This window comes from Mycobacterium sp. pUA109 (assembly GCF_041287095.1).
Lineage (GTDB): Bacteria > Actinomycetota > Actinomycetes > Mycobacteriales > Mycobacteriaceae > Mycobacterium.
Window position 1 is genome coordinate 1 of record NZ_JBGGKS010000035.1, and the last position, 19660, is coordinate 19660.

Genomic DNA, 19660 nt, shown 5'->3' on the forward strand with positions numbered 1-19660 from the left:
GCCTTGCCATGCTGACATCCTTCCAGCCCACCCCACGGGGCAAGCCAACTCAGATGTCACCTGTTCATGCAGCAGACCCAACCGGCTCGTCCTCTTATGGGCCGGATGGTCGCCGGGGATGGCGGTCCTGCATCACGTGGGCAGGAAATCCGGCACCCCTTACCGGACGCCGCTGAATGTATTCCCGACCGACGGTGGCTTTCTGTTTCTCGTTGGCTACGGCCCACGTACCGATTGGCTGAAGAACGTGAATGCTCACGGTACGGCGGAGATCGAGCACTACGGCAAGCGGATCGAGGTTACTGAACCTCGCCTTACCACGAAAAGCCAGGCTGCCGAGCTGGTTCCGCTGCGTTGGAGACCCGTGTTCGCTGTTGTCCCGTTTGATGAGGCGCTCCTGTTGACAGCTGCCCGTGCATAGTTGCCCTGTGCCCATCGTGACCCGCGCAAACAACATACCGACACTGCTCATTACCAATCAATAGGGGAACCACATGCCTAGGACCGACACCGCCGTCGCACCAGAGGCGGAGCCGTTCGTACCTCCCGACCCTGCCGAGGCTCTAGCCCGACTGGACATGCCTATCGCTGATGCGATGCGCACGCAGCGCGCGATACGTCGCCTGCACACCGATCCGGTCGACTGGGAAGTTTTACGTGAAGTGCTGGCGCTGGCTTTGAAGGCCCCAACAAGTTCGAACAGCCAAGACTGGGCGTTCATCGTCGTTACCGACCCAGAGCAGAAGAAGCGCCTGATCGGCGGCTACCAACGGATGTTCAAGCTGACCGGTGTATTGAGAGTGTTTGGTGGGTCAACCTATAACGCCATGAGCCGGCAGTGGAGCGCAGTGGAATGGCAAGGGCAACACTTCCACGAGCTGCCGGTTTTCGTCATTCCGTGCTACCGCCGCAACATGCGACATCGCTCGGTCGGCCGACCGCAAGTATCCGTATCGTCCTTCTACGGCTCGGTTTATCCTGCCGTGCAGAATATTTTGCTCGCGTGCCGCGCGGTTGGGCTGGGAGCGTCGCTTCAGACTTTGCCGCTGTGGTACCTGCCGAATGTACGTAAGGTCCTCGGATTGCCTCGCTCGGTGGTCCCGGTGTGCCTCATCCCGATCGGCTGGGCCCGCGGTCGATACGGGCCGACACAACGGCCTCCGGTTGAAGACGTCCTGCACGTCGAGCGCTACGGCAATCAGCCATTTCACGCCTCAGCCACCGACGGCGATGGGCGCATGGCGGCTGAAGCGACGCCCCGCGGGCATTCATCGGATCGGTGAGCGGCACGTGTGTTCGGCCATCGATCGCGTCGACCGATGCGTGGCATCAGGCGGTGCGCACTCCAACGTTGCGGTTATCAGGGTTTGGATTTGTTCGTCACCGATCACACGTGGGCGGCCCGGACTCGGTTCGTCGAGCGGTCCTCGCAATGTCAACTTGACCTGGCCCCGGCGTGACGGCTCGAAGTGGCGCTGGCCGGTCGTCGTGGCTACGTGGTCTTGCTTAGGTGCGCGGTGAGCCAGGCTGTGGCTGCCTCGTTGAGGGGGCCGGCGGGTGAGAGACCCTCGACGTGCTGGTTGGCGCCGGTGAGGTGGTGTGCGACGTCGTCGAAGACGCGTAGCTTGACCAGGTCGGTGTGGCCCGACTGCAGGTAGGCGTTGGCGAGAGTGTGATAGAGGGTGCGGGCATCGTCGGGGGTGGCGTACTCGTCGTCGGCGCCGTGCAGGATGAGCAATGCTGGCGGGGATCGGCGCGCGGCAACGGTGGCGGCGTGCGCGGTCAGGTCGGCGCGGTGAGCGGCCGCGCGGGCATCGTTGTCCCAGGGGTAGGTGGTGCCGGACAAGCGTTCGGAGAGTGCTACGGCAGCGGCAGGACTGTTTACCGTGTTGACCAGTATTGCGGCTTGGATGGGTGCCTGCGCCCGGATCAGGTTGGCCGCAGCGACTACGCCGCCGGCCGAAAATCCCAATAGTCCCAGTTTTGTATTGGCGCCGGTCCGCTCGGTGATTGCAGTCACGATGGGGGCCAGTTCATCAGCGGCCTGCTCGACGATTGGTATGAGCAGCTGACGCAGGTAGTCACGGGCTTGACGCTGCATGACCTCATCGATGCCGCCCGCCGGCAGGCGCTCACCGAACATGGGAAGGCCGATGTAGGCGAGGTTGGCGTCCAGCGCTTCCAACGGAAACGCATCGGCCATGTCCTGCGGACTATTTGGTGGTCCAAAGCCGTGGTACAGCACTATGATTGGAGCGTTGCGGTGCCGAGCAGGGCGGAGCAAAACGGGGACGTCACCGACGTGGATCGCCATGAGGTCGGCCATACCCACCAGTGTGCCTCCAGGAAGGTGGGAGGGCAGTTAGCTTGCCGGTCGGGCGTTGCGGGCGTGAGCGAGTCGGTAGGAGGTGCTGCCGGTTTCGATGATCGCCCCGGCCAACGTCAACCGATCCACTATTGCAGCGCATAGCCGCGGGTCAGTGAAGGTTTTTGTCCACGAAGAGAACGGCTCGTTGGAGCCGATAGCGATGGCCGAGCGCTCTTCGCGCTCGGTGAGAACTTGGAACAACAACTCTGCCCCGCGCCGGTCCAGTTGCAGATACCCCAGCTCGTCCACCAGGAGAAGATCAATGCGGCCGTAGCGGTTGATCAGCTTGGTCAGCTGCTTGTCGTCGGCGGCTTCGGCCAACTCGTTGACCAACTTGCTGGCCAGTGAGTAACGCACTCGGTAGCCGGCTTCGGCGGCCAAGGTTCCCACAGCGATCGGCATAATGGGTTTTGCCGGTGCCCGAATCACCAATCAAACACAACGGGTGCCCGGCTTTGACCCAGGCGCAGCTGGACAGCTGACCGATGACCGCCGGGTTGATGGACGGATTGGCCTCGAACGAGAACTCCTCCAGCCGTTTTGTCCGGGGAAACCCGGCGTCGCGGATGCGTCGTTCGGCGCGTCGGCGAGTGCGGTCATCGCATTCGGCGATCACCAGCTCAGACAGAAACCCCAGGTAGGTCATTTGTTCGCGCTCGGCTGCGGTCGCGATCTCAGCGAATCGGTCTCGTATGGTGGGCAGGCGCAGTATGCGGCAGCCTTGCTCGATCGCGGCGGTCGCGGCCTGCTCAGTCACCGTGCGGCGGCCGGTCACTAGGTTTCCCGCCCGAGCAAAACGTCGTATTTGTCCACCGACGGCAGCGGCAAGCTGACGGCCGGAACGGCGGCTAGGCGATGCTCGGCCAGGATCACCACACCAGTACCGCCCTCGACACCGTCTGGGGTCGGTGCCACACCCCGGCGCTCGGCGGCCTTGCGGGCTTCCAGCGTCACCACATCAGCGTTGGTGGATCCGACCGACAGCGCCGCGGTGATGCCGGCCAGCACGTCGGATCGCTCCACGTGGCGGTGCAACAGCAGTACCTCGACGAGCGCCCGAGTGCCCTTGGCATCACCGTGGGCTTTGCCGGCGGCCGCCCAAAACGCGTCATGCTCGGCGGTGAAAACCTTCGATGCACGGGCTTGGGCCAGCGCGGTTGCCCCGGGCAGGGCGCCGGGTTTGCGCAGCAGGATCTCCAGATAGTGCTCCAAATCCAAGACTTTGGCGCCCTTGCCGATAGCGCGCTGATGCCGTGCCACCATCGTGTTGAGGTCGTAGACGGTCACCGTCGAGGCCGACAGTTTGAGTCCTGACCCACGCTGGTGGCCCGGTTGCCGACACGGCGGGCGTCGTCGGCGTCATCGGCGAGGGCCAGCAGCGCGTTGAGTTCATCGATGGAGTCCGCCACCGGCATGGGCACGCAGTGGTTGCGGCGAAACCGCCCTCCCTTTATCCCAGTGGCCGTGCCGGCGTAACCGCAGGCCCGACCACCAGTTCATCGCGTTCGGGTGATTCTCGATCGGTGCTGCTGCGCTGAGGGCGGGGGGTGAACAGCACACCGTCATCGACGGGTCCGCGGCGCAGCAACAGCACGTCACGCACGTAGTTTTGGTGCAGTCGCCACGGTGTGTGCTCGCCTTGTTTGGGGAGATTCGCCACGCTGCGCAACACATAACCCGACGCCAGATCGATGATGGGACTGTGCGCGCTGACCCCCGTGGCATCGGGGATGACGGCGCCGTAGCAGTGGCGGTCCATGTGTTTGAGCAGCCGACAGACGTATTCGGCGACCAGATCAGCCTTGAGCGTCCATGAGGCGTTGGTGTAGCCGACGGTCAAGGCGAGGTTAGGGACACCTGAGAGCATCATGCCTTTATAGGCCAACGTCTCAGCTAGATCAACGGCCTTGCCGTCAACCCTCAGATCCATGCCGCCAAGTGCCAGCAGGTTCAAACCGGTTGCGCTGACGACGATATCGGCGTCCAGCTGAGCACCTGACCGCAAACGGATCCCGGTTTCGGTGAACGTCTCGATATGGTCGGTCAAGATCGAGGCCGAACCCCTGCGGATCGCGGCGAACAGATCTCCATCGGGCACCGCACACATCCGCTGATCCCAGGGATCGTAGGCCGGGGTGAAGTGGGTGTCGAGGTCGTAGCCTGCGGGCAGTTGTTTGGCGGCTGCCCACCGAATCAGCGCCTTGACGAGCCGTGGGCGCCGCCGGCTCAAGCTGAACATCACGATACCCAGTAGCGCGTTTTTCCAACGGACCAACGCATAGGCGAGTTTTTGGGGAAGTCTGTTGCGCAGCAGGTCCGCGATCGGGTCCCGCGCCGGCAGAGCAACGATGTACGACGGGGACCGTTGCAGCATGGTGACGTGCTCCGCAGCCTGAGCCAGCGTGGGCACCAAGGTCACTGCGGTGGCTCCGCTGCCGATCACAATGACCCTCTTGCCGCGGTAGTCGAGATCTGAGGGCCAGTGCTGAGGGTGAACGAGCGGTCCGCCGAACCTCTCCACACCATCGAATGTTGGGCTAAAGCCCTCGTCGTACCGGTAGTAACCGGTACAGATGTACAGAAACGCACACGAGATCTTCACTTCGTCACCGACGTCGGTGCGGTTCACCTTGACGGTCCACCGACACGACCGGCTGTCCCAGCTGGCATTGACGACCCGATGGTTCAGCCGGATCAGGTGTGCGACATCGAACTCGCGCGCGGTGTCGTTGATGTAGTCCAAGATGGTAGATCCGTCGGCGATCGCCTTGGAATCAGTCCACGGGCGAAACTGATAGCCGAGCGTGAACATGTCCGAATCGGATCGAATTCCGGGGTAGCGGAACAAGTCCCAGGTGCCCCCGACAGCGTCGCGGGCCTCCAGGATGGTGATCGATTTGTCGGGACATTGCTGGCGCAGGCGGCAGGCGGCCCCGACGCCGGACAGTCCCGCTCCCACAATCAACACGTCGGCAAATTCGCCAGCTGCATCGCTAGGCATCGTTGGTCCTCCTGTGCGCCGAGGTCCGCGCGGCAGGACAGATCCCGACGCTGTATTCCCAGTAGCATGTAGTGCTATTCATAGTACTAGATACTGACTGTTCTAGTTCGGCGAGTCAATGGGTGAGCGGGCTACCGGGTGCAATTAAGTCGGAATGCGGGAGACTCCGACAGTGCGCGGCGGGTCCTGTCCGGCCTTCGTCGGGCTCCGTGAGTGAATCGGTGCAGTGGAGTTCCGGCCCGCGCTGAACAGGCCGGCCTGATCGTGGCCGGGAGCCGGGTTTATGGTGCGAAGCGGCGTTTGAGGGCTTTGGCCAGTGGGGTAGGTACTCGCGACAGCGCCGACAATGCATGGGGCAGCGCTTTCAGTTTCAGGCCGGTGATCGCCGGTGGGATGACGGCTTCGATCAGGTGCGGCCCGCGGTGGCTGAAGGCGTATTGTATTGCGGCGGTGAGGTCTTCGGCATTGTTGACCCGCCGGGCGGGGACTCCCATGCCGTGGCCGAGGTCGACGAAATCGAGGTCAGGTCCCGAAAGGTCGAGCTGGGATCTGGCTTTGGGCCCGGCCGCGCTGGCACCGACCCGTTGCAGTTCGACATTGAGGATGTTGTAGCAGCGGTTGTTGATGATGACGACGGTGATGTTGAGGTGTTCGCGGGCCATGGTCCACAGCGACTGGATGGTGTACATGGCCGATCCGTCGGCTTGCACGGCCAGAACCGGTCGGTCAGGGCAGGCCACGGCGGCGCCGATGGCGACGGGGAGACCCTGCCCGATGGCCCCGCCTGTAAGGGTGAGTACGTCGTGGCGCGGCGCTCCGGCGGTGAAGGCGGGCAGCATGACGCCGGAGGTTTGGGATTCATCGGAGATGATCGCGTTGTGGGGCAACACCGCGCCGATGGCCTGGCAGACGGTGTTGGCGGTGAGCCGCCCGCGCGGTGGCGGGGGCCGGTGCGGTGGTTGCAACGACGGGGCGGCGTCGGTGGCGCCGAGCGCTTTGACCAGGGCGTGCAGGCAGGCCGCGGGGTTTTGGGTGGGGTCGGCCAGGGCGTGTACGGTGCAGCCATCGGGCACCAGGTAGCTGGGTTTGTCGGGGTAGGCGAAAAACGACACGGGTGCCCGGGCGCCGGCCAAGACGAGGTGCTTGATGCCAGACAGTTGCACGGTGGCGAGCTCGGGGAAGTAGGCCAGCCGCTCGACGGCGGGCAGGCCCGCACCGCGCTGCAAACGGGTGGGAAACACGTCGGCCAGCAGGGCGGCGCCGGTAGCGGCGCTGATCTGGGCTGCGGCGATTAATCCTTCTTCGTGCAGCGCCGACCCACCGAGCAGCAGCGCCGTGGTGCCACCGGCGCCCATCGCGGCGGCGATCTGGGTGACGGTCTGGGTGTCGGGGGGTTGTGGGGGCCGAATCGGTGCAGGCGGGGCGGGCCTCGCGCCGTGGCTGCCCCAGGATATGTCGGCGGGCAGGATCAGGGTGCTGACCTGTTGCGGTGTGGACCGCGCGACGGCGATGGCTTCGGCGGCGTCGGCGACGAGTGTGTCGGTGGACGCTGTGGTGCGCACCCAACTCGAAACGTTGCGGGCGACGGTTTCGATATCGGATTGCAGTTGCGCGTCGTATTGGGTGTGGGTGGTGGCGTGGTCGCCGACGATGTTGAGCAGCGGGACGCCTGCTCTGCGGGCGTTGTGCAAGTTGGCCAGGGCGTTGCCGAGTCCGGGGCCCAGGTGGAGCAGGGTGGCCGCGGGCAGTCCGGTCATGCGAGCATAGCCGTCGGCGGCGCCGGAGGCCACGCCTTCAAACAAGGTGAGCACGGCCCGTAACTGTGGAGCGCTCTCAAGGGCCGCGACGAAATGCATCTCAGAGGTGCCCGGATTGCTGAACACGACGCTGACCCCGGCCTCGACCAGGGCGCGTACCAAAGCTTCAGCTCCGTTGGTCATTGCGGTGGCTTCCTGGTCGGGGCGTCGGCGATCGCCACGACATCACCGGCCGCGTACTGCCCGTCGGGGTGTGGGCGTTTTCCGGTCGACTGTGCGGTGATTTGTTGGAGCTCGTCGACTCGGTAGTGGTAGATCGACCGGCGGGTGGTGTTGTAGGTGTTGCACAGGAAAGCCGCTGCTGCGGTGGCGATCCCGTGCTGGGCGTCATTGGCCATGAATTTGGCGTTGGTTGCTGCGCTCACGGCTGTCCTCCCTTGGCCGATGTCGCGTCGGGGCGGGCAACGTCACTTCAGGCGGCGACGTGTCGAACCTGTGCGCTCGAACCCCGAGGTTGTAGATTGTGGTACATGCACGTACCTTGAGGTAGGCACGGATATGCACAGTATCAAGGACGGGTGCGCGTTGTCGTCGATGACGGTTCCCGCGGTCGAACCACCAAAGCGGCGAACACGGGGGTGGTGTCGGCCCCGCGGGTCATTGGGAGGTTCGACGGTTTGGGGAAGTGCGGGTGAGCAGAGCAGCAGCGCGGACCCTGAGCGGGCACACCCTGGTCGTCATCACCTGGCCGCGTCGGCTATCCAGGCGCAGCGGCTCTCCTGGATCGATTCACCCGGGCTTCAGCACACCGAGTCCATCCTCGGCGGGCCGGTCCTCAGCACGCTTTTCGACGTACTGGGCCCACCACGCGCTGCCGCCGGCAGCCGAGCACCCCACACGCCCACCAGAACACCACACGAGCGGGAGTACACGATGAGTTCACTACGCACCCACGACGACAGCTGGGACATCACGACCAGCGTCGGCAGTACCGCGATCATGGTGGCCGCGGCCCGCGCGGTAGAAACCGAGCAGCCCGACGCGCTGATCTGTGACCCCTACGCCAGACTGCTGGTCACCGGCGCCGGTGCCGGCGCGTTGTGGGAGGCCATGCTCGACCCGGCGATCGTGGCCAAAGTGGACGCCATCGACCCTCACGTGGCCGCCATCGTGGCTCACATGCGCGGCTACCAAGCGGTACGCACAAACTTCTTCGACGCCTACTTCGCCGAGGCCGCTGACGCGGGGATTCGGCAAGTAGTGATTTTGGCGTCAGGACTGGATTCTCGTGCCTACCGGCTGGACTGGCCAGCGCAGACTACCGTGTACGAGATCGACCAACCCGAGGTACTCGCCTACAAGTCCGCCACCTTGGCCCGCAGCGGGGCTACACCTTCAGCGGAGCGCCGCGAGGTAGCCAGCGACCTACGGCAGGACTGGCCCGCCGCCCTGCGGGCCGCCGGGTTTGACCCCACCGAACGTACGGCCTGGCTGGCCGAGGGGCTGCTGATGTATCTACCCGCCCCAGCCCAAGACCGGCTTTTCACCCAGATCAGTGAACTCAGCGCCGCCCACAGTCGAATCGCGGCCGAAACCGCGGCCTCTCAGGCAGATGAGCGGCGCAAGGAGATCCGCGAGCGATTCGAAAAGGTGGCCCAGGCCCTCGGCGTCGAGCACATCGACATCGGGGAGCTGATGTATCGGGACACCGGCCGGGCGGCCGTCGATGACTGGCTCAACCAACACGCCTGGCGCGCCAGTGCCCAGCCCTCTGAAAACGAGATGCGCCGCCTTGGCCGCTGGGTCGACGGCGTCATAGAACCCGACGCTAAAAGCGCTTTCTCGGATTTTGTGACCGCGTACCGGTTGTGATGCCACGGCTGCCCAACACAGACGTGCAGACACGATCGGACTCGGGCGTGCCGATGCATGTCCCGTGTGCAGACAAGCCAGCCCCCACCTGACGCAGACCAGAAAGGAATCAGATGTGGTGGCCTACCCACCGTGGTACGTAAGCCGGAATCGGCTGGTTACCAACAAACCGGGGCGGTTGGGTCTCCGCGGTGGGCTTGTGGATCCAGAGCGGCCGCACCTCGGGTCGACGCTACCGGATGGCTGAACGTATTCCCCACCGATTACGGCCTGGCGATCTTTTTGTCCAAACCTAAGGACGATTCATAATGCTAGCACGGGCATTCCTGACCACAGCGAACGCGTCGCCCCATATCTGGGCGTGGCCCGAGTGCCCGGGACCACGCTCATTTCAGGAGAAAAGCGTATGGTCAGAACGCCGATTGGTCGAGTTCCATGATGTCGTTGTCTATCGATTCGATGACCTCCCGACTGCTCGACAGCAGCGGAAGCATGTTGTGCGCAAAGAATTTCGCGACCGCGACCTTGCCTGTGTAGAACGCACGGTCCTTGTCGCTCGCGCCTGCAGCGAGCGCGCACTGGGCGATGCGGGCGCCGACCAGCAGCCGCCAACCGATCATCAGGTCACCAACGGCCATCAAGAACCGCACCGAGGCCAGGCCCACCTTGTAGATCTGACTGGTCTCCTCCTGCGCCGACATCAGATAACCGGTCAACGACGCAGCCATCGCCTTGACATCGGCTAAAGCATTGGCCAGCCGTTCGAGTTCAGGCTGCAGGTGCTGATCGCCCATGTCGATCATCGCTGAAATCTGGTCAGTCACGTGAGCGAGCGCCGAACCCCGATCCTTGATGATCTTGCGGAAAAAGAAGTCCAGTGCCTGGATCGCGGTAGTGCCTTCGTACAGCGAGTCGATCCGCGCGTCACGGATGTACTGCTCGATCGGGTAGTCCTGCAGATAGCCTGAGCCGCCTAGCGTTTGCAGCGACTCGGACAGCACTTCGTAGGCGCGCTCGGAGCCCACGCCCTTGACGACCGGTAGCAGCAAATCCTCTACCCGGTGCGCCAGGTCGGCATCGGCACCGGAAACAACCTGCGCGACATCAGGGTTCTGGTGAGCAGCGGTATATAGGTATACCGCCCGCAGGCCCTCGGCGTACGCCTTTTGGGTTAGCAGGCTGCGCCGGACATCCGGGTGCTGGATTATCGTCACACGGGGAGCAGCCTTATCCGTCATCTTGGTGAGGTCGGCACCCTGGATGCGTTCCTTGGCGTAGGCCAGAGCGTTGAGGTATCCGGTGGATAGCGTCCCCGCCGCCTTGACACCGACAGTCATGCGGGCGTTTTCGATCACCTTGAACATCTGCGCGATGCCCCGGTGGACGTCACCGACAAGGTAGCCGACTGCCGGCATGCCATGGGCCCCGAACGTTACCTCGCAGGTGGGCGAGGACTTGAGGCCCATCTTGTGCTCAACACCCGTCACGAACACGCCGTTGCGCTCCCGTAATTCCAGGGTGTCGGGGTCGAATAGGAAGTTCGGCACGAAGTACAAGCTGAGTCCCTTTGTGCCAGGTTCGGCCCCTTCTGGCCGTGCCAGCACGAGGTGGAAAACATTTTCGGCGGTGTCGCCGACGTCGGCGCCGGAGATGAAACGCTTCACGGCCTCGATGTGCCAGGTGCCGTCGGGCTGCTCGATCGCCTTGGCCCGGCCCGCGCCGACGTCGGAGCCGGCGTCAGGCTCGGTCAGCACCATGGTGGCCGCCCAACCCTTGTCCATCGCGATGCGCGCCCACCGCTGCTGCTCATCGGTGCCGACCTCGGCGAGCGTATGGGCCATCGCGGGGCCCAGCAGGTAGAAGAACGCGGCGGATGGGTTGGCGGACACTACCATTTCCTGGATTGCCCACACCAGAGCTGCCGGCGCTGGGGTTCCACCAGCCCGCTCGTCGAGGCCGACTCGCCACCACTCGGCGTCTTTGACGACCTGTACAGTCTTGGCCAGAGAACCAGACACGACGATTCGATGCTTGTCTGGCACGAAGACTGGCGGGTTGCGGTCAGCGTCGACAAATGATTCGGCGATCACGTCCTCGGCGAAGCGGGCGACCTCGTTGAGCATGGTGCGGCCGGTCTTCTCATCGAGGTCTGCGTACCCACCGGCCTCGAACACCGCCCCGAGTCCCAACACCTCGAACAGGTTGAATTCAAGGTCACGCACATTGGCGATGTAGTGGTTCACGAGGCGTAAGGATGCCGGGCCTGTGCAAGCATACGCAACCGTAGGTTAGGCCAACTTACGGTTACGAAACCGAAGGGTTACAGATCAACGCCGACTATGAGTTGGCTCACACCGGTGACGTGGGCGAGACTACGCGTCGAACTTCCCTGTCGCGCTAGGAATTGCACTTCCGCGCATCCCTTGCTGCGCCGTACTCAAGAACGCCTCGCTAACGCGGACGATCGGCGACGCGATGGGCCGCAGTGTCTCGACGATCAATCGCGAGCTTGACCGCAACAGCAGCCCGGATGGGACCTATCACCCGTTCGAGGCCCATCGCGCTGCTGCGCTGCGTCGACAACGTCCACGTAAGCCAAGCTGGTCGCGCATACCGAGTTGCTCACCATCGTCAAAGACCAGTTGGCGCAACGCTGGATCCCGGCACAAATCAGTCGGTTTTTGCGCCGGGAATTCCCGGACCGACCTAGCTGGCATCTGGCGCCTGAAACGATCTATCAGAAACTCTACCGGCCCAACAGTCTGCTGCCGCGGCGTCCAGCGCTCTCACCGCTGCGCACCGGTTGTGACCATCGTCCCGCCCATGTTCGTTTCACCCGGCGGCGCCGCCGATTCGGGGAACCCATGCTCAGCGTGACCAACGCCCCTTCCGACCACAGGATCGCTCTGAGCCCGGCCACTGGGAAGGCGACGTCATCGTTGGTCCACAGCATCACTCAGCGATCCCTGGAGATCACCGCGGCCACCGGCAGCGAGGTGTATTTTTGCGATGGCAGCAGTCCGTGGCGGTGAGGATCGAACGAGAACGCCAATGGAGTTCTCCGCCAATACTTCCCGAAAGGAACCGACCTATTCGTACGCACCCCATCCCACTTTGCCCGGGTTGAAGAAGAACTCAACCACCGCCCGCGCGCCATACTCAACGACAGAAGACCGATCGAAATCTTCACCCGCCTGCTAACCTCCACAACGGTCCCCATGTTGCATCCACCGCTGGAAACCACCCCGTCGCGCCCGGCCCGGAATTCGGCTGTCGCTAACATGCGGGTACTGCGCCCCTGACTACCAATGATGTTTACGTGCTTGACCTGTGTGCCGTAACTGTGTGTTGCGCCGTGACATCGAGGGCCAGTGCCAACTGAGTCAGGGTGGGGAGAAATTCGCGTCCACCGGTGAAGACTTGTACAACGACGTGATCAGCACCGGAAGCAAGGTGAGAATAGAGTCTTAGTGCGACGTCTTCGGCGCTCCCGTGCGCGAGCAGTGCATCGACGAGTCGGTCGCTGCCGCCCGGAGCTACATCGTCTTGTGTGAAGCCCAGCCGTCGCCAGTTTTTCACGTAATTCTCGAGTTTTAGATAGCTTCCGGCCAATTGGCGGCCTGCCGCACGGCCGGCAACTTTGTCGTCGGTCAGCAATACCGATTGAATCGGAGCGATGACCGGAAAAGGCCCGATAGCTGCGCGCGCCACAATGTTGTGGCCCACCGTAGACAGGGCCGGGTGTGTGCCAGCGCTGCGTGTGGCCGCCAGGCGCAACATCTTTGGCCCCATTGCGGCAATCAGGCGATGGCGGGCGGGCACTCCCGCGGCGTCCAGTTCATCGAGGTACTTAGTCATAGCCTGGTACGGATTTCGGTATTCAGAGGTGTGCTCGCGGTGCCCGACGCCGATTCCGAGCAGGAACCTTCCGGGATAGGCGTTTTCGATGCGGTGATATGACTCGGCAACTCGATCGGCTGGCGCGGCCCAAATGTTGACAACGCCTGTTGCGACGACCAGATGGTCCGTGGCATGTAGGATAGGTTCAACGAAGTTGAGTTCGGCTGGCGGGTTGGCTCCCACCCACAGTGCCGAATAGCCCAGCTGTTCGATCTGGGAGGCTTGTTCGGGTGGAATCGGCGCGGGGACCCACACCCCAAAGGGGCGGTGTCGCGTAGGCGTGACTGATGTCATGTCCATCCTTTCTGTCCCGGTGTGGATGGTAGGTCTGGTCAAATAGCAGGCTCCGAACTACCGGTCGTGGAATGGCTTTAACATCTGTTGCGGCGAGGGTGCTGATCTTCAAAAACTAGTGACGTGCGGACTGTAGCGTCTCGGGTAAAAGCTGTGGGCTAGTGGCGCGAACGCGCCGTCGAAGCTGATCAGGATGATCAATGCCCAGCGCCGTGAGCCGCAGATGAGTAGGGCGACGGCGATGCTCGGCACGAGGATAGGTGCCACACCCAGTACGAGCATCAGTCGCGACAACACCGTGGCAGCTGCCGACTCGGTGAACAGATCGTCGGCGGGAGTTCGACACCACCATCGCGGCTAGTAGCTGAGGTGTCGTCCCGCTTCAAGCGATCACCTTCCAAGTTCGGTACATTGACGTACCGAAGCAAGAGTACGGTCTCGTACCAGTCGGCGCAACCCTCGGACCCGTGGGAGCCGGGTCGGACTTTGGTTGTCGCCGCGCTACGCCCCAGCGAACGGGGCCAGCAATACCTCGGCGGCCTGCACCGCCTCGTCAGCGATGTCCGTCATCTGGCCACCCTGCTCCAAAGTGGTAGCGGTCAGTTCACGTAAACCACCCAACAACATGATGGCGCGCTGGCGTGGCACTGGTGCGATGCCAGCTGCCCGGAGGTGGTCGGTGCTGGAGAGGGTCTGCATCATCGCGATGAAACCCTCCATGAACTGACGCTGCAGGTCCCGCATTGTTGCACCGAGTCTGGGCGCATCGCGAATCCAACTCAGCATCATTGCCGGGTGTGATTCTGCGTAGTTGATCCACGCGGTCACTGCCTGCCGAATTTGCTCTTGCCAGGGAAGTTTGGGATCTACAGACGTAGATATCTGCCGAATTAGGGTCGCGTTGTCGTCGGTTAGCACTGCGACGAAGCAGTCTTCCTTATCTACAAAGTGCTCATAGAACGTCCGTCGTGATGTGCGGGCACAGCGGACCACGTCGGCGACAGTAGTCGCAGTGTAGCCATTCTCGGCGATGCACGCGCGCATGGCTTCAAGCAGGCGGCTGCGAAAGCCTCCCATCGCGCTTGTGGAAGTGTCGTCGATGGGGACATTTCGCCGTCGTGCCCGCGTAGCCAATCCTCTCTTAGTCAAGTGCGATTCCCCGCGATCCGTACTGACGACATCCAACGGCAGCAATCGCCACCGGTGCAACGTTACATCGTGCTGCCAAGAACGGGCGGAGCGAATCGTGAAAGCCAGGCCCTTCCCGCCAACCTTGGATCGGGCGCCCGCCCCCTCACAATCGGTGACCCGAGGGCGGGATGGAGAGCTTCCCTGGGATGACGAGCTAGGTGAGTGCGGTGGTCTCGGTGCCCGGATTCGTGATCCTGGCCAGGTGTCGAGCGTTATACCAGAACGTCCCGATCCGGAGCGACCCGCGTGGGCCCAGCGTCGGATGGTCACCGCCAGGTGCAAGCCGGATTTCGTGGCCGGCGCAGGGGTCACACCTGACGGTGAGAAGGGAGCCGGCATGGCCTGGCCAACGTGCCCTTACACCGCTTTGACCCAGAACCGAAGTACAGATGTAGCCGTATTCGCTTGGATTACCAATCCACAACAACACCGACTGGGGTTGTTGGCGTCGGAACGAAGCGCTACGGTGTTTGGTACACGCGCATACCATGGAGGTGGGGTCGGCGCCGAACGGCCGCACAGTGTCGATGCAAGTCGGGTGCAGCAGGACCGAACGGGAGAATGAACTGTCGGTTGACGTACTGCTTGTGTATAGCAGAAGCGGCCAATACCAAGGCAAAACCGACAGCACGGCCATCGGTGGTCGGCGCGGTGAGCCATTGATAAGCGCCTGATCGGAATATTTCAGCATAAATCGTATCGATCGGCAGGAAAGGGACTGACTGTGACGACAGTGGCAAGAAGGGGCTTCAACAACACCATCACGCAATTCTGGAGCTTTGCAGCACCAGCGTACGACTTTCGACCGTTGCAACGCTGGGTGTACTCGCCAGCGCACGATGAAGTCGTCGCCCAGCTGCGCCGACGCGGGCCACAAAAGGTCGCCGATATCGCCTGTGGTACCGGTATTCTCGCGGACCGGATTCAGCGCGAGGTGGAACCCGGCAAAGTGTGGGGCGTGGACATGTCCGACGGCATGCTCGAAAATGCCCGTGCTCGGTCGTCGGCGGTGGTCTGGAAGAAAGGGCCGGCCGAACAGTTGCCGTTCGACGATGAGGAACTCGACGCGGTCGTAACAACATCGGCGTTCCACTTCTTCGATCAGCCGGCCGCGCTGCGCGAGTTCTATCGCGTCGTGGCGCCTGGCGGAATGGTCGCGGTTGCGACGATGAGCCCGCGCAGACGGCTTCCTCTGCATCGGTTTACAGCGCGTCGCCTCAACCCTGCGCACAGCCCATCTCCATCAGAGATGCGGGTTTTGTTCGAGGATGCGGGTTTCACGGTTAGTGATCAGCATCGCGTCCACCGGCCCACTTGGACAAAGGTCGTATCCGATCTGATTACTGTGGGGAGCAAGGCCTGACGGAAACCGGGTCGCCATTGGGGACCGGATATGGTGCTGTGGTGGGTGGCGGAAAGCTACAAGGACCTCGCCAAGGTCGAACGCGACTTTTGGATCATCAAATCTGACGACCTCGACCTGCGGCCTGACCTGTTCTCTGCGGATTGTTGAGCCCTGCCGACGCTGTGACCTGCGGCGACTCCGTCATCTCAGGTCACCGTCGATGTCGCGGCACGCTGGAACTTCAGATTCACGGACTAGGAACTGTTCTTGCACGCCGACCAGGTATCTCGTATGCTCAAAATCTAGTACTCGTAGTATTAGCTACTGACTGTTCGAGAGGTGTTGACGATGAGTGATATCGCGAGGGAGCGTGCGACGGCTGGTACCGGGCCCGCCGGCCCGCGGTCTTCCTACCCGCGGGCCCGGCGGATCAAATTCCGCTTCAACGACGATGGGGCTGAAGACAAGTACTTCGTGGACGGCGACATGGCGTTCAGCCACTTCATTGCCGGGCTCTCGGCCATTTTCCCGCCGGGTGAGGAGTCGTTCATCCGTTCCGTGCGTCGGTTCGCCGACCAGATCACCGATCCGGCGCTGAAGAAACGGGTCGCCGGGTTCATCGGCCAGGAAGCCACGCACGGTCAGGAACACCGGCGCCTCAACGAGCGGCTCACTGAATTGGGGTATCCGGTGGCCTGGCTCGACTCGCCGAAGACCGAGCAACGTCGGCTTCGGTTCGAAAAGCGGCTGCCAGCGCGTGCACATCTGGCCATGACGGCGACTGCCGAGCATTACACAGCCGTGCTGGCCGAGCGCACTTTGTCCAACGAGTATCTCCAGTCGCTGGGACAACGCACCGAAGCTCGCCACCTGCTCAATTGGCACGCGTTTGAAGAACTCGAACATAAATCGGTGGCATTTGACGTCTATAGGTCCGTAGGGGGTTCCGAGCGGCTGCGCATTCTCGTGATGGCTGCGGCGCTGACGTTCACCGTTCCGTTGTTGGTGTTGTTCTTGATCGTCTCGGTCGCGCGCGACCCGATCGCACGTCGCCACCCGATTCGGGTGGTCCGAGAGGCCCATGCGCTGTTTACCGGCCCAGTGTTCAAAGGGGCCATGCCCGAACTGGCCAAATACCTGCGGCCGGGATTTCACCCCGACGATATCGACACCACCGCCCTGCTCGCAAAGTGGCAGGAGGAGCTGTTCGGCACCGACGGCGCGTTAGTCGACCACCTGAAGTAACGCTGTGTCCACAGCGGCGTTCACGCTCAGGTCCCCGACCGTAGGCACGTGGGCTCACCCGGGTCGGTACGGCCTCCGAAGGCGCGGCGGACCAGGTGCGGCGGAGCCCGACTTCGTCCTAGCGAGGGTCGTATTGGACCACCTGGCCGCGGCGCAATCGGCGACCTTCCCTCCCCGCGTGAGTCATGCACCGGCGACGTAGCTGGCTACCTCATAGACCGCATGGCTCCAGGCGGCAACCCGATCATGTTCCAACCGCTGTCGGCAGGACGGATGGAAAAAATCCGCACCCGAGTCACAATCCAGTACGCCGACCTCGAAGCGGCAACGCCGATGACCAGCCCCGTCGTCGACCCGGCAACACCCAGCGAGAGCACACAGCCCTTGAGTTCAGACGGATTTGACCAGCACACCCACCGACTAGTGCTCGACGATATTTGGCTCAACGTCACCGAATGGGGCTCATCGGCCCCAGACGTCACTGTCATCCTCAGCCACGGGTGGACCCTCTCGAGCCGCATCTGGGAAGATGTGGCCGCCAACATCGCCAAGACCGACCCGCGTCTGCGTGTGATCACCTATGACCACCGCGGCCACGGCGCCTCCAAACGGGTATCAGTCGCCACTATCGAGGACCTGGCGGACGACTTGGCCGCACTGATCGATGTGCTGGCACCCGAGGGACCCCTTGTGTTCGGCGGACACTCGATGGGCGGGATGACAATCATGGCGCTCGCCGAACGCCAGCCCAACCTCTTTGCAGACCGGGTCGGTGGGGTGGCATTCGTAGCCAGCAGTGCCGGCGATCTGCTCGAAGCGATCCGCACACACCGCGGTTCAGAGCAGCTCCTGCGCATCGGCCTGGCCCTGATGCGCCGGATACGACGACCGAGCAGACCGCTGGCCATCGCTCGCCAAAGTGCGCGCAGCGGGTTCGGCGCTCGGCCGCACCGTCATGACCTCAACCGGATTGTTTGGCAATCGGCGCAAAGCCATCCCCGCGCGGTAGCAGCCCTCGGCGCATCCATTCTGCAGCACAATCGGTACCAGTCACTAGATGCGCTGCGACACCACGGAATCAATGTAGTTGCGATGGCCGGCACACGGGATCGGCTCACCCCGCCCGTGCACGCTCGACGCATTGTCGACTGCATCCCCGGCAGCCAGGTTATTGTCTACCCCGACGCCGGCCATTTCCTGCCGTACGAGCGGCGCACCGATGTGGCCGCGCACCTGCTGGACTTGACGGCTAAAGCCCGCACGCACGCGTCGGCTTCGACAGAAGTCACCACATGACGTGGGGTGGGTATCTACTGCCCGTATGCGAAGAGACCAACGACAGCAGACGCGGTAACCCTCGGGCCCGGTCGGCCCCTTCTGCGCCCATTGCGATACCTACATCGGTGGCGCCTCCAACTTCACCGACCAATGTGTACCGGCAGACAGAATCCGCTTCGAGCAGTACCGATCACTGGCCACAAACCCCTTCACCCAGCCCGTGCGTCACCTGTGTACTGCTGGTTTTCGAACGTGTCAAGCGCGGGGCCACCGCCCACCGTCCGGAGAAGGGTTCGACGGGGGCAGACGATGCTCTCGGCGGAGCGGCGGTCAGCGCCGACCACGAATGATGCTTGCAAACCGACCGGTGACCCCAAGGCCAATATCCTTGTCTTGGCCTGCATTTTTCGCTACGCAGCAGATCAGCGTCCAGGCGCCGCGCCATAGTCGTTGATGCGCGAAATGGGATCGGCGACGTGCCTGACGTGTACGACCAGCAAGACCGACCGGTTCCTTTCTGCCGCACCGCGGATCGCCGTCATCCGGGTGGAAGTGGCGCTCACCCGGTGTCGGTGCGACGCCGTCATGGCACGACGCCTGAAGCGTCCGTCGTTGAGGTCAGATGGAGTCAGGATTATGGCTCAGGCGCCCCCGTATTCCGGACGCAGCGAACTCGCCAACGCAGACAGCGGGACGTGGATGATGACGGTGCCGCCGTCCATGGACCAGACGAATTGATAGGGCGGCGTTTGATTCTCTCGCACCATCGGCGCATTTGGCATGTAGAGGATCAGATCGTCGGGCGATAGCGCAAATGCCTGGTAGTTGCCGGTGTATCCGGGTCCGCCTGGACCGGGTTGCCACTCCTCGACGGTGAAGGGATAGGTGTCAGGTTGGTGGGGAGGCGGGGCTGCGTCGAGCGCCGGCTGCAAGATTGCTTCGGCTGCTGGTGGTATCACTGTGGTCGGATCGACGCCGGGCTTGAACAGATCTGCCAGGGCTAGCCGACGGCCCTGGGCGGTATCGAAGACGAATGATCGGTAGGCGTTGTTGGCTTGAATCCCGAATGGCTCGAAGCTCTCGTGGATGACCAGCGACTGCACCGCACCGGGCCCGGTGTAGAGCTGGTAGCCCGCGGAGGCGCTACTGTCGCGCGGGGTCTCAGAGCCGGTTTTGCGCCATCCGTCGATGAGGCGGTGGTAGTAATCTCTCAGCGCCGGTCCCGATGTGGGGTCGTTGAGCTGGGACCCGGGCAGGTCGAGGGAAATCCACATCTGGGCTTTGCGTTGTGAGGTGACAAGGGTCGTGCAGTGCGTACCGTCCCATGTTGCGCCGAGTTCGACGCAGAATTGTTCGGCGGAGGCTCCGGCCGCCGGCGCGGTGGCCACCATTGTTGTAAGTGCACCTAG

The 19660-nt window shown here is 63.0% G+C and carries 17 protein-coding genes and 2 pseudogenes; 7 read left to right on the forward strand and 12 right to left on the reverse strand.

What is annotated here, in order from left to right:
* Nucleotides 1-16 precede the first annotated feature (16 nt).
* Together ACAG26_RS26495 and ACAG26_RS26500 are read left to right on the forward strand one after the other, a co-directional pair.
* The gene (locus ACAG26_RS26495) at nucleotides 17-421 is read left to right on the forward strand and encodes a nitroreductase family deazaflavin-dependent oxidoreductase (RefSeq protein WP_370486095.1); all 405 of its coding nucleotides are present in this window, start codon (nucleotides 17-19) and stop codon (nucleotides 419-421) included.
* Nucleotides 422-578: 157 nt separating this feature from the next.
* Nucleotides 579-1283, forward strand: coding sequence for a nitroreductase family protein (locus ACAG26_RS26500; protein WP_370486062.1), 705 nt, complete (start codon nucleotides 579-581; stop codon nucleotides 1281-1283).
* A 9-nt stretch (nucleotides 1284-1292) separates the two neighbouring features.
* On the opposite strand, the pseudogene ACAG26_RS26505 reads toward ACAG26_RS26500, so the two are convergent.
* The 8 genes and pseudogenes from ACAG26_RS26505 to ACAG26_RS26540 form a co-directional block, all read right to left on the reverse strand.
* A pseudogene (locus ACAG26_RS26505) lies at nucleotides 1293-1442 on the reverse strand (IS630 family transposase); the annotation flags it as partial.
* A 50-nt stretch (nucleotides 1443-1492) separates the two neighbouring features.
* Nucleotides 1493-2326, reverse strand: a complete 834-nt coding sequence (locus ACAG26_RS26510) for an alpha/beta hydrolase family protein (RefSeq protein WP_370486063.1) — start codon at nucleotides 2324-2326, stop codon at nucleotides 1493-1495.
* Nucleotides 2327-2362: 36 nt separating this feature from the next.
* Nucleotides 2363-3143: pseudogene (gene istB / locus ACAG26_RS26515) on the reverse strand (IS21-like element helper ATPase IstB).
* Nucleotides 3143-3655, reverse strand: coding sequence for a hypothetical protein (locus ACAG26_RS26520; RefSeq protein WP_370486064.1), 513 nt, complete (start codon nucleotides 3653-3655; stop codon nucleotides 3143-3145). Before ACAG26_RS26520 ends, istB begins: the two are co-directional and overlap by 1 nt.
* A complete protein-coding gene (locus ACAG26_RS26525; RefSeq protein WP_370486065.1) occupies nucleotides 3652-3783 on the reverse strand; it encodes a hypothetical protein in 132 nt (43 codons plus the stop codon). The genes ACAG26_RS26520 and ACAG26_RS26525 overlap by 4 nt, the downstream gene beginning before the upstream one ends.
* Before the next feature lie 35 nt (nucleotides 3784-3818).
* On the reverse strand, nucleotides 3819-5369 hold the full coding sequence (locus ACAG26_RS26530) for a flavin-containing monooxygenase (protein WP_370486066.1): 1551 nt from the start codon (nucleotides 5367-5369) through the stop codon (nucleotides 3819-3821).
* Between the two features lie 281 nt (nucleotides 5370-5650).
* Nucleotides 5651-7309, reverse strand: a complete 1659-nt coding sequence (locus ACAG26_RS26535) for an acetolactate synthase large subunit (protein ID WP_370486067.1) — start codon at nucleotides 7307-7309, stop codon at nucleotides 5651-5653.
* Nucleotides 7306-7551 (reverse strand): hypothetical protein, encoded by a 246-nt coding sequence (locus ACAG26_RS26540; protein ID WP_370486068.1) that lies wholly within the window; start codon nucleotides 7549-7551, stop codon nucleotides 7306-7308. The genes ACAG26_RS26535 and ACAG26_RS26540 overlap by 4 nt, the downstream gene beginning before the upstream one ends.
* Before the next feature lie 508 nt (nucleotides 7552-8059).
* On the opposite strand from ACAG26_RS26540, the gene ACAG26_RS26545 reads away from it, so the two are divergent.
* Nucleotides 8060-8998 carry a class I SAM-dependent methyltransferase gene (locus ACAG26_RS26545; RefSeq protein WP_370486069.1) on the forward strand — a complete coding sequence of 313 codons (939 nt, stop codon included), beginning with the start codon at nucleotides 8060-8062 and terminating at the stop codon, nucleotides 8996-8998.
* Between the two features lie 410 nt (nucleotides 8999-9408).
* On the opposite strand, the gene ACAG26_RS26550 is transcribed toward ACAG26_RS26545, so the two are convergent.
* Entirely contained in the window at nucleotides 9409-11241 is a 1833-nt protein-coding gene (locus tag ACAG26_RS26550; protein ID WP_370486070.1) for an acyl-CoA dehydrogenase, read from the reverse strand.
* Between the two features lie 375 nt (nucleotides 11242-11616).
* Between ACAG26_RS26550 and ACAG26_RS26555 the strand changes: the two genes are divergently transcribed.
* Nucleotides 11617-12030 carry a hypothetical protein gene (locus ACAG26_RS26555; RefSeq protein ID WP_370486071.1) on the forward strand — a complete coding sequence of 138 codons (414 nt, stop codon included), beginning with the start codon at nucleotides 11617-11619 and terminating at the stop codon, nucleotides 12028-12030.
* 283 nt (nucleotides 12031-12313) lie between these two features.
* Here ACAG26_RS26555 and ACAG26_RS26560 read toward each other — a convergent pair whose 3' ends face one another.
* Together ACAG26_RS26560 and ACAG26_RS26565 are read right to left on the reverse strand one after the other, a co-directional pair.
* Nucleotides 12314-13192 (reverse strand): LLM class F420-dependent oxidoreductase, encoded by an 879-nt coding sequence (locus ACAG26_RS26560; protein ID WP_370486072.1) that lies wholly within the window; start codon nucleotides 13190-13192, stop codon nucleotides 12314-12316.
* Nucleotides 13193-13693: 501 nt separating this feature from the next.
* Nucleotides 13694-14269: a TetR/AcrR family transcriptional regulator gene (locus ACAG26_RS26565; protein ID WP_370486073.1), complete on the reverse strand. Its 576-nt coding sequence runs from the start codon at nucleotides 14267-14269 to the stop codon at nucleotides 13694-13696.
* Between the two features lie 838 nt (nucleotides 14270-15107).
* Between ACAG26_RS26565 and ACAG26_RS26570 the strand changes: the two genes are divergently transcribed.
* The 3 genes from ACAG26_RS26570 (at nucleotide 15108) to ACAG26_RS26580 (ending at nucleotide 18269) form a co-directional block, all read left to right on the forward strand.
* Nucleotides 15108-15746, forward strand: a complete 639-nt coding sequence (locus ACAG26_RS26570; protein ID WP_370486074.1) for a class I SAM-dependent methyltransferase — start codon at nucleotides 15108-15110, stop codon at nucleotides 15744-15746.
* 330 nt (nucleotides 15747-16076) lie between these two features.
* Nucleotides 16077-16973: a metal-dependent hydrolase gene (locus ACAG26_RS26575; protein WP_370486075.1), complete on the forward strand. Its 897-nt coding sequence runs from the start codon at nucleotides 16077-16079 to the stop codon at nucleotides 16971-16973.
* 222 nt (nucleotides 16974-17195) lie between these two features.
* Nucleotides 17196-18269 (forward strand): alpha/beta fold hydrolase, encoded by a 1074-nt coding sequence (locus tag ACAG26_RS26580; protein ID WP_370486076.1) that lies wholly within the window; start codon nucleotides 17196-17198, stop codon nucleotides 18267-18269.
* 623 nt (nucleotides 18270-18892) lie between these two features.
* Here ACAG26_RS26580 and ACAG26_RS26585 read toward each other — a convergent pair.
* Nucleotides 18893-19642: a hypothetical protein gene (locus ACAG26_RS26585; protein WP_370486077.1), complete on the reverse strand. Its 750-nt coding sequence runs from the start codon at nucleotides 19640-19642 to the stop codon at nucleotides 18893-18895.
* Nucleotides 19643-19660 lie beyond the last annotated feature (18 nt).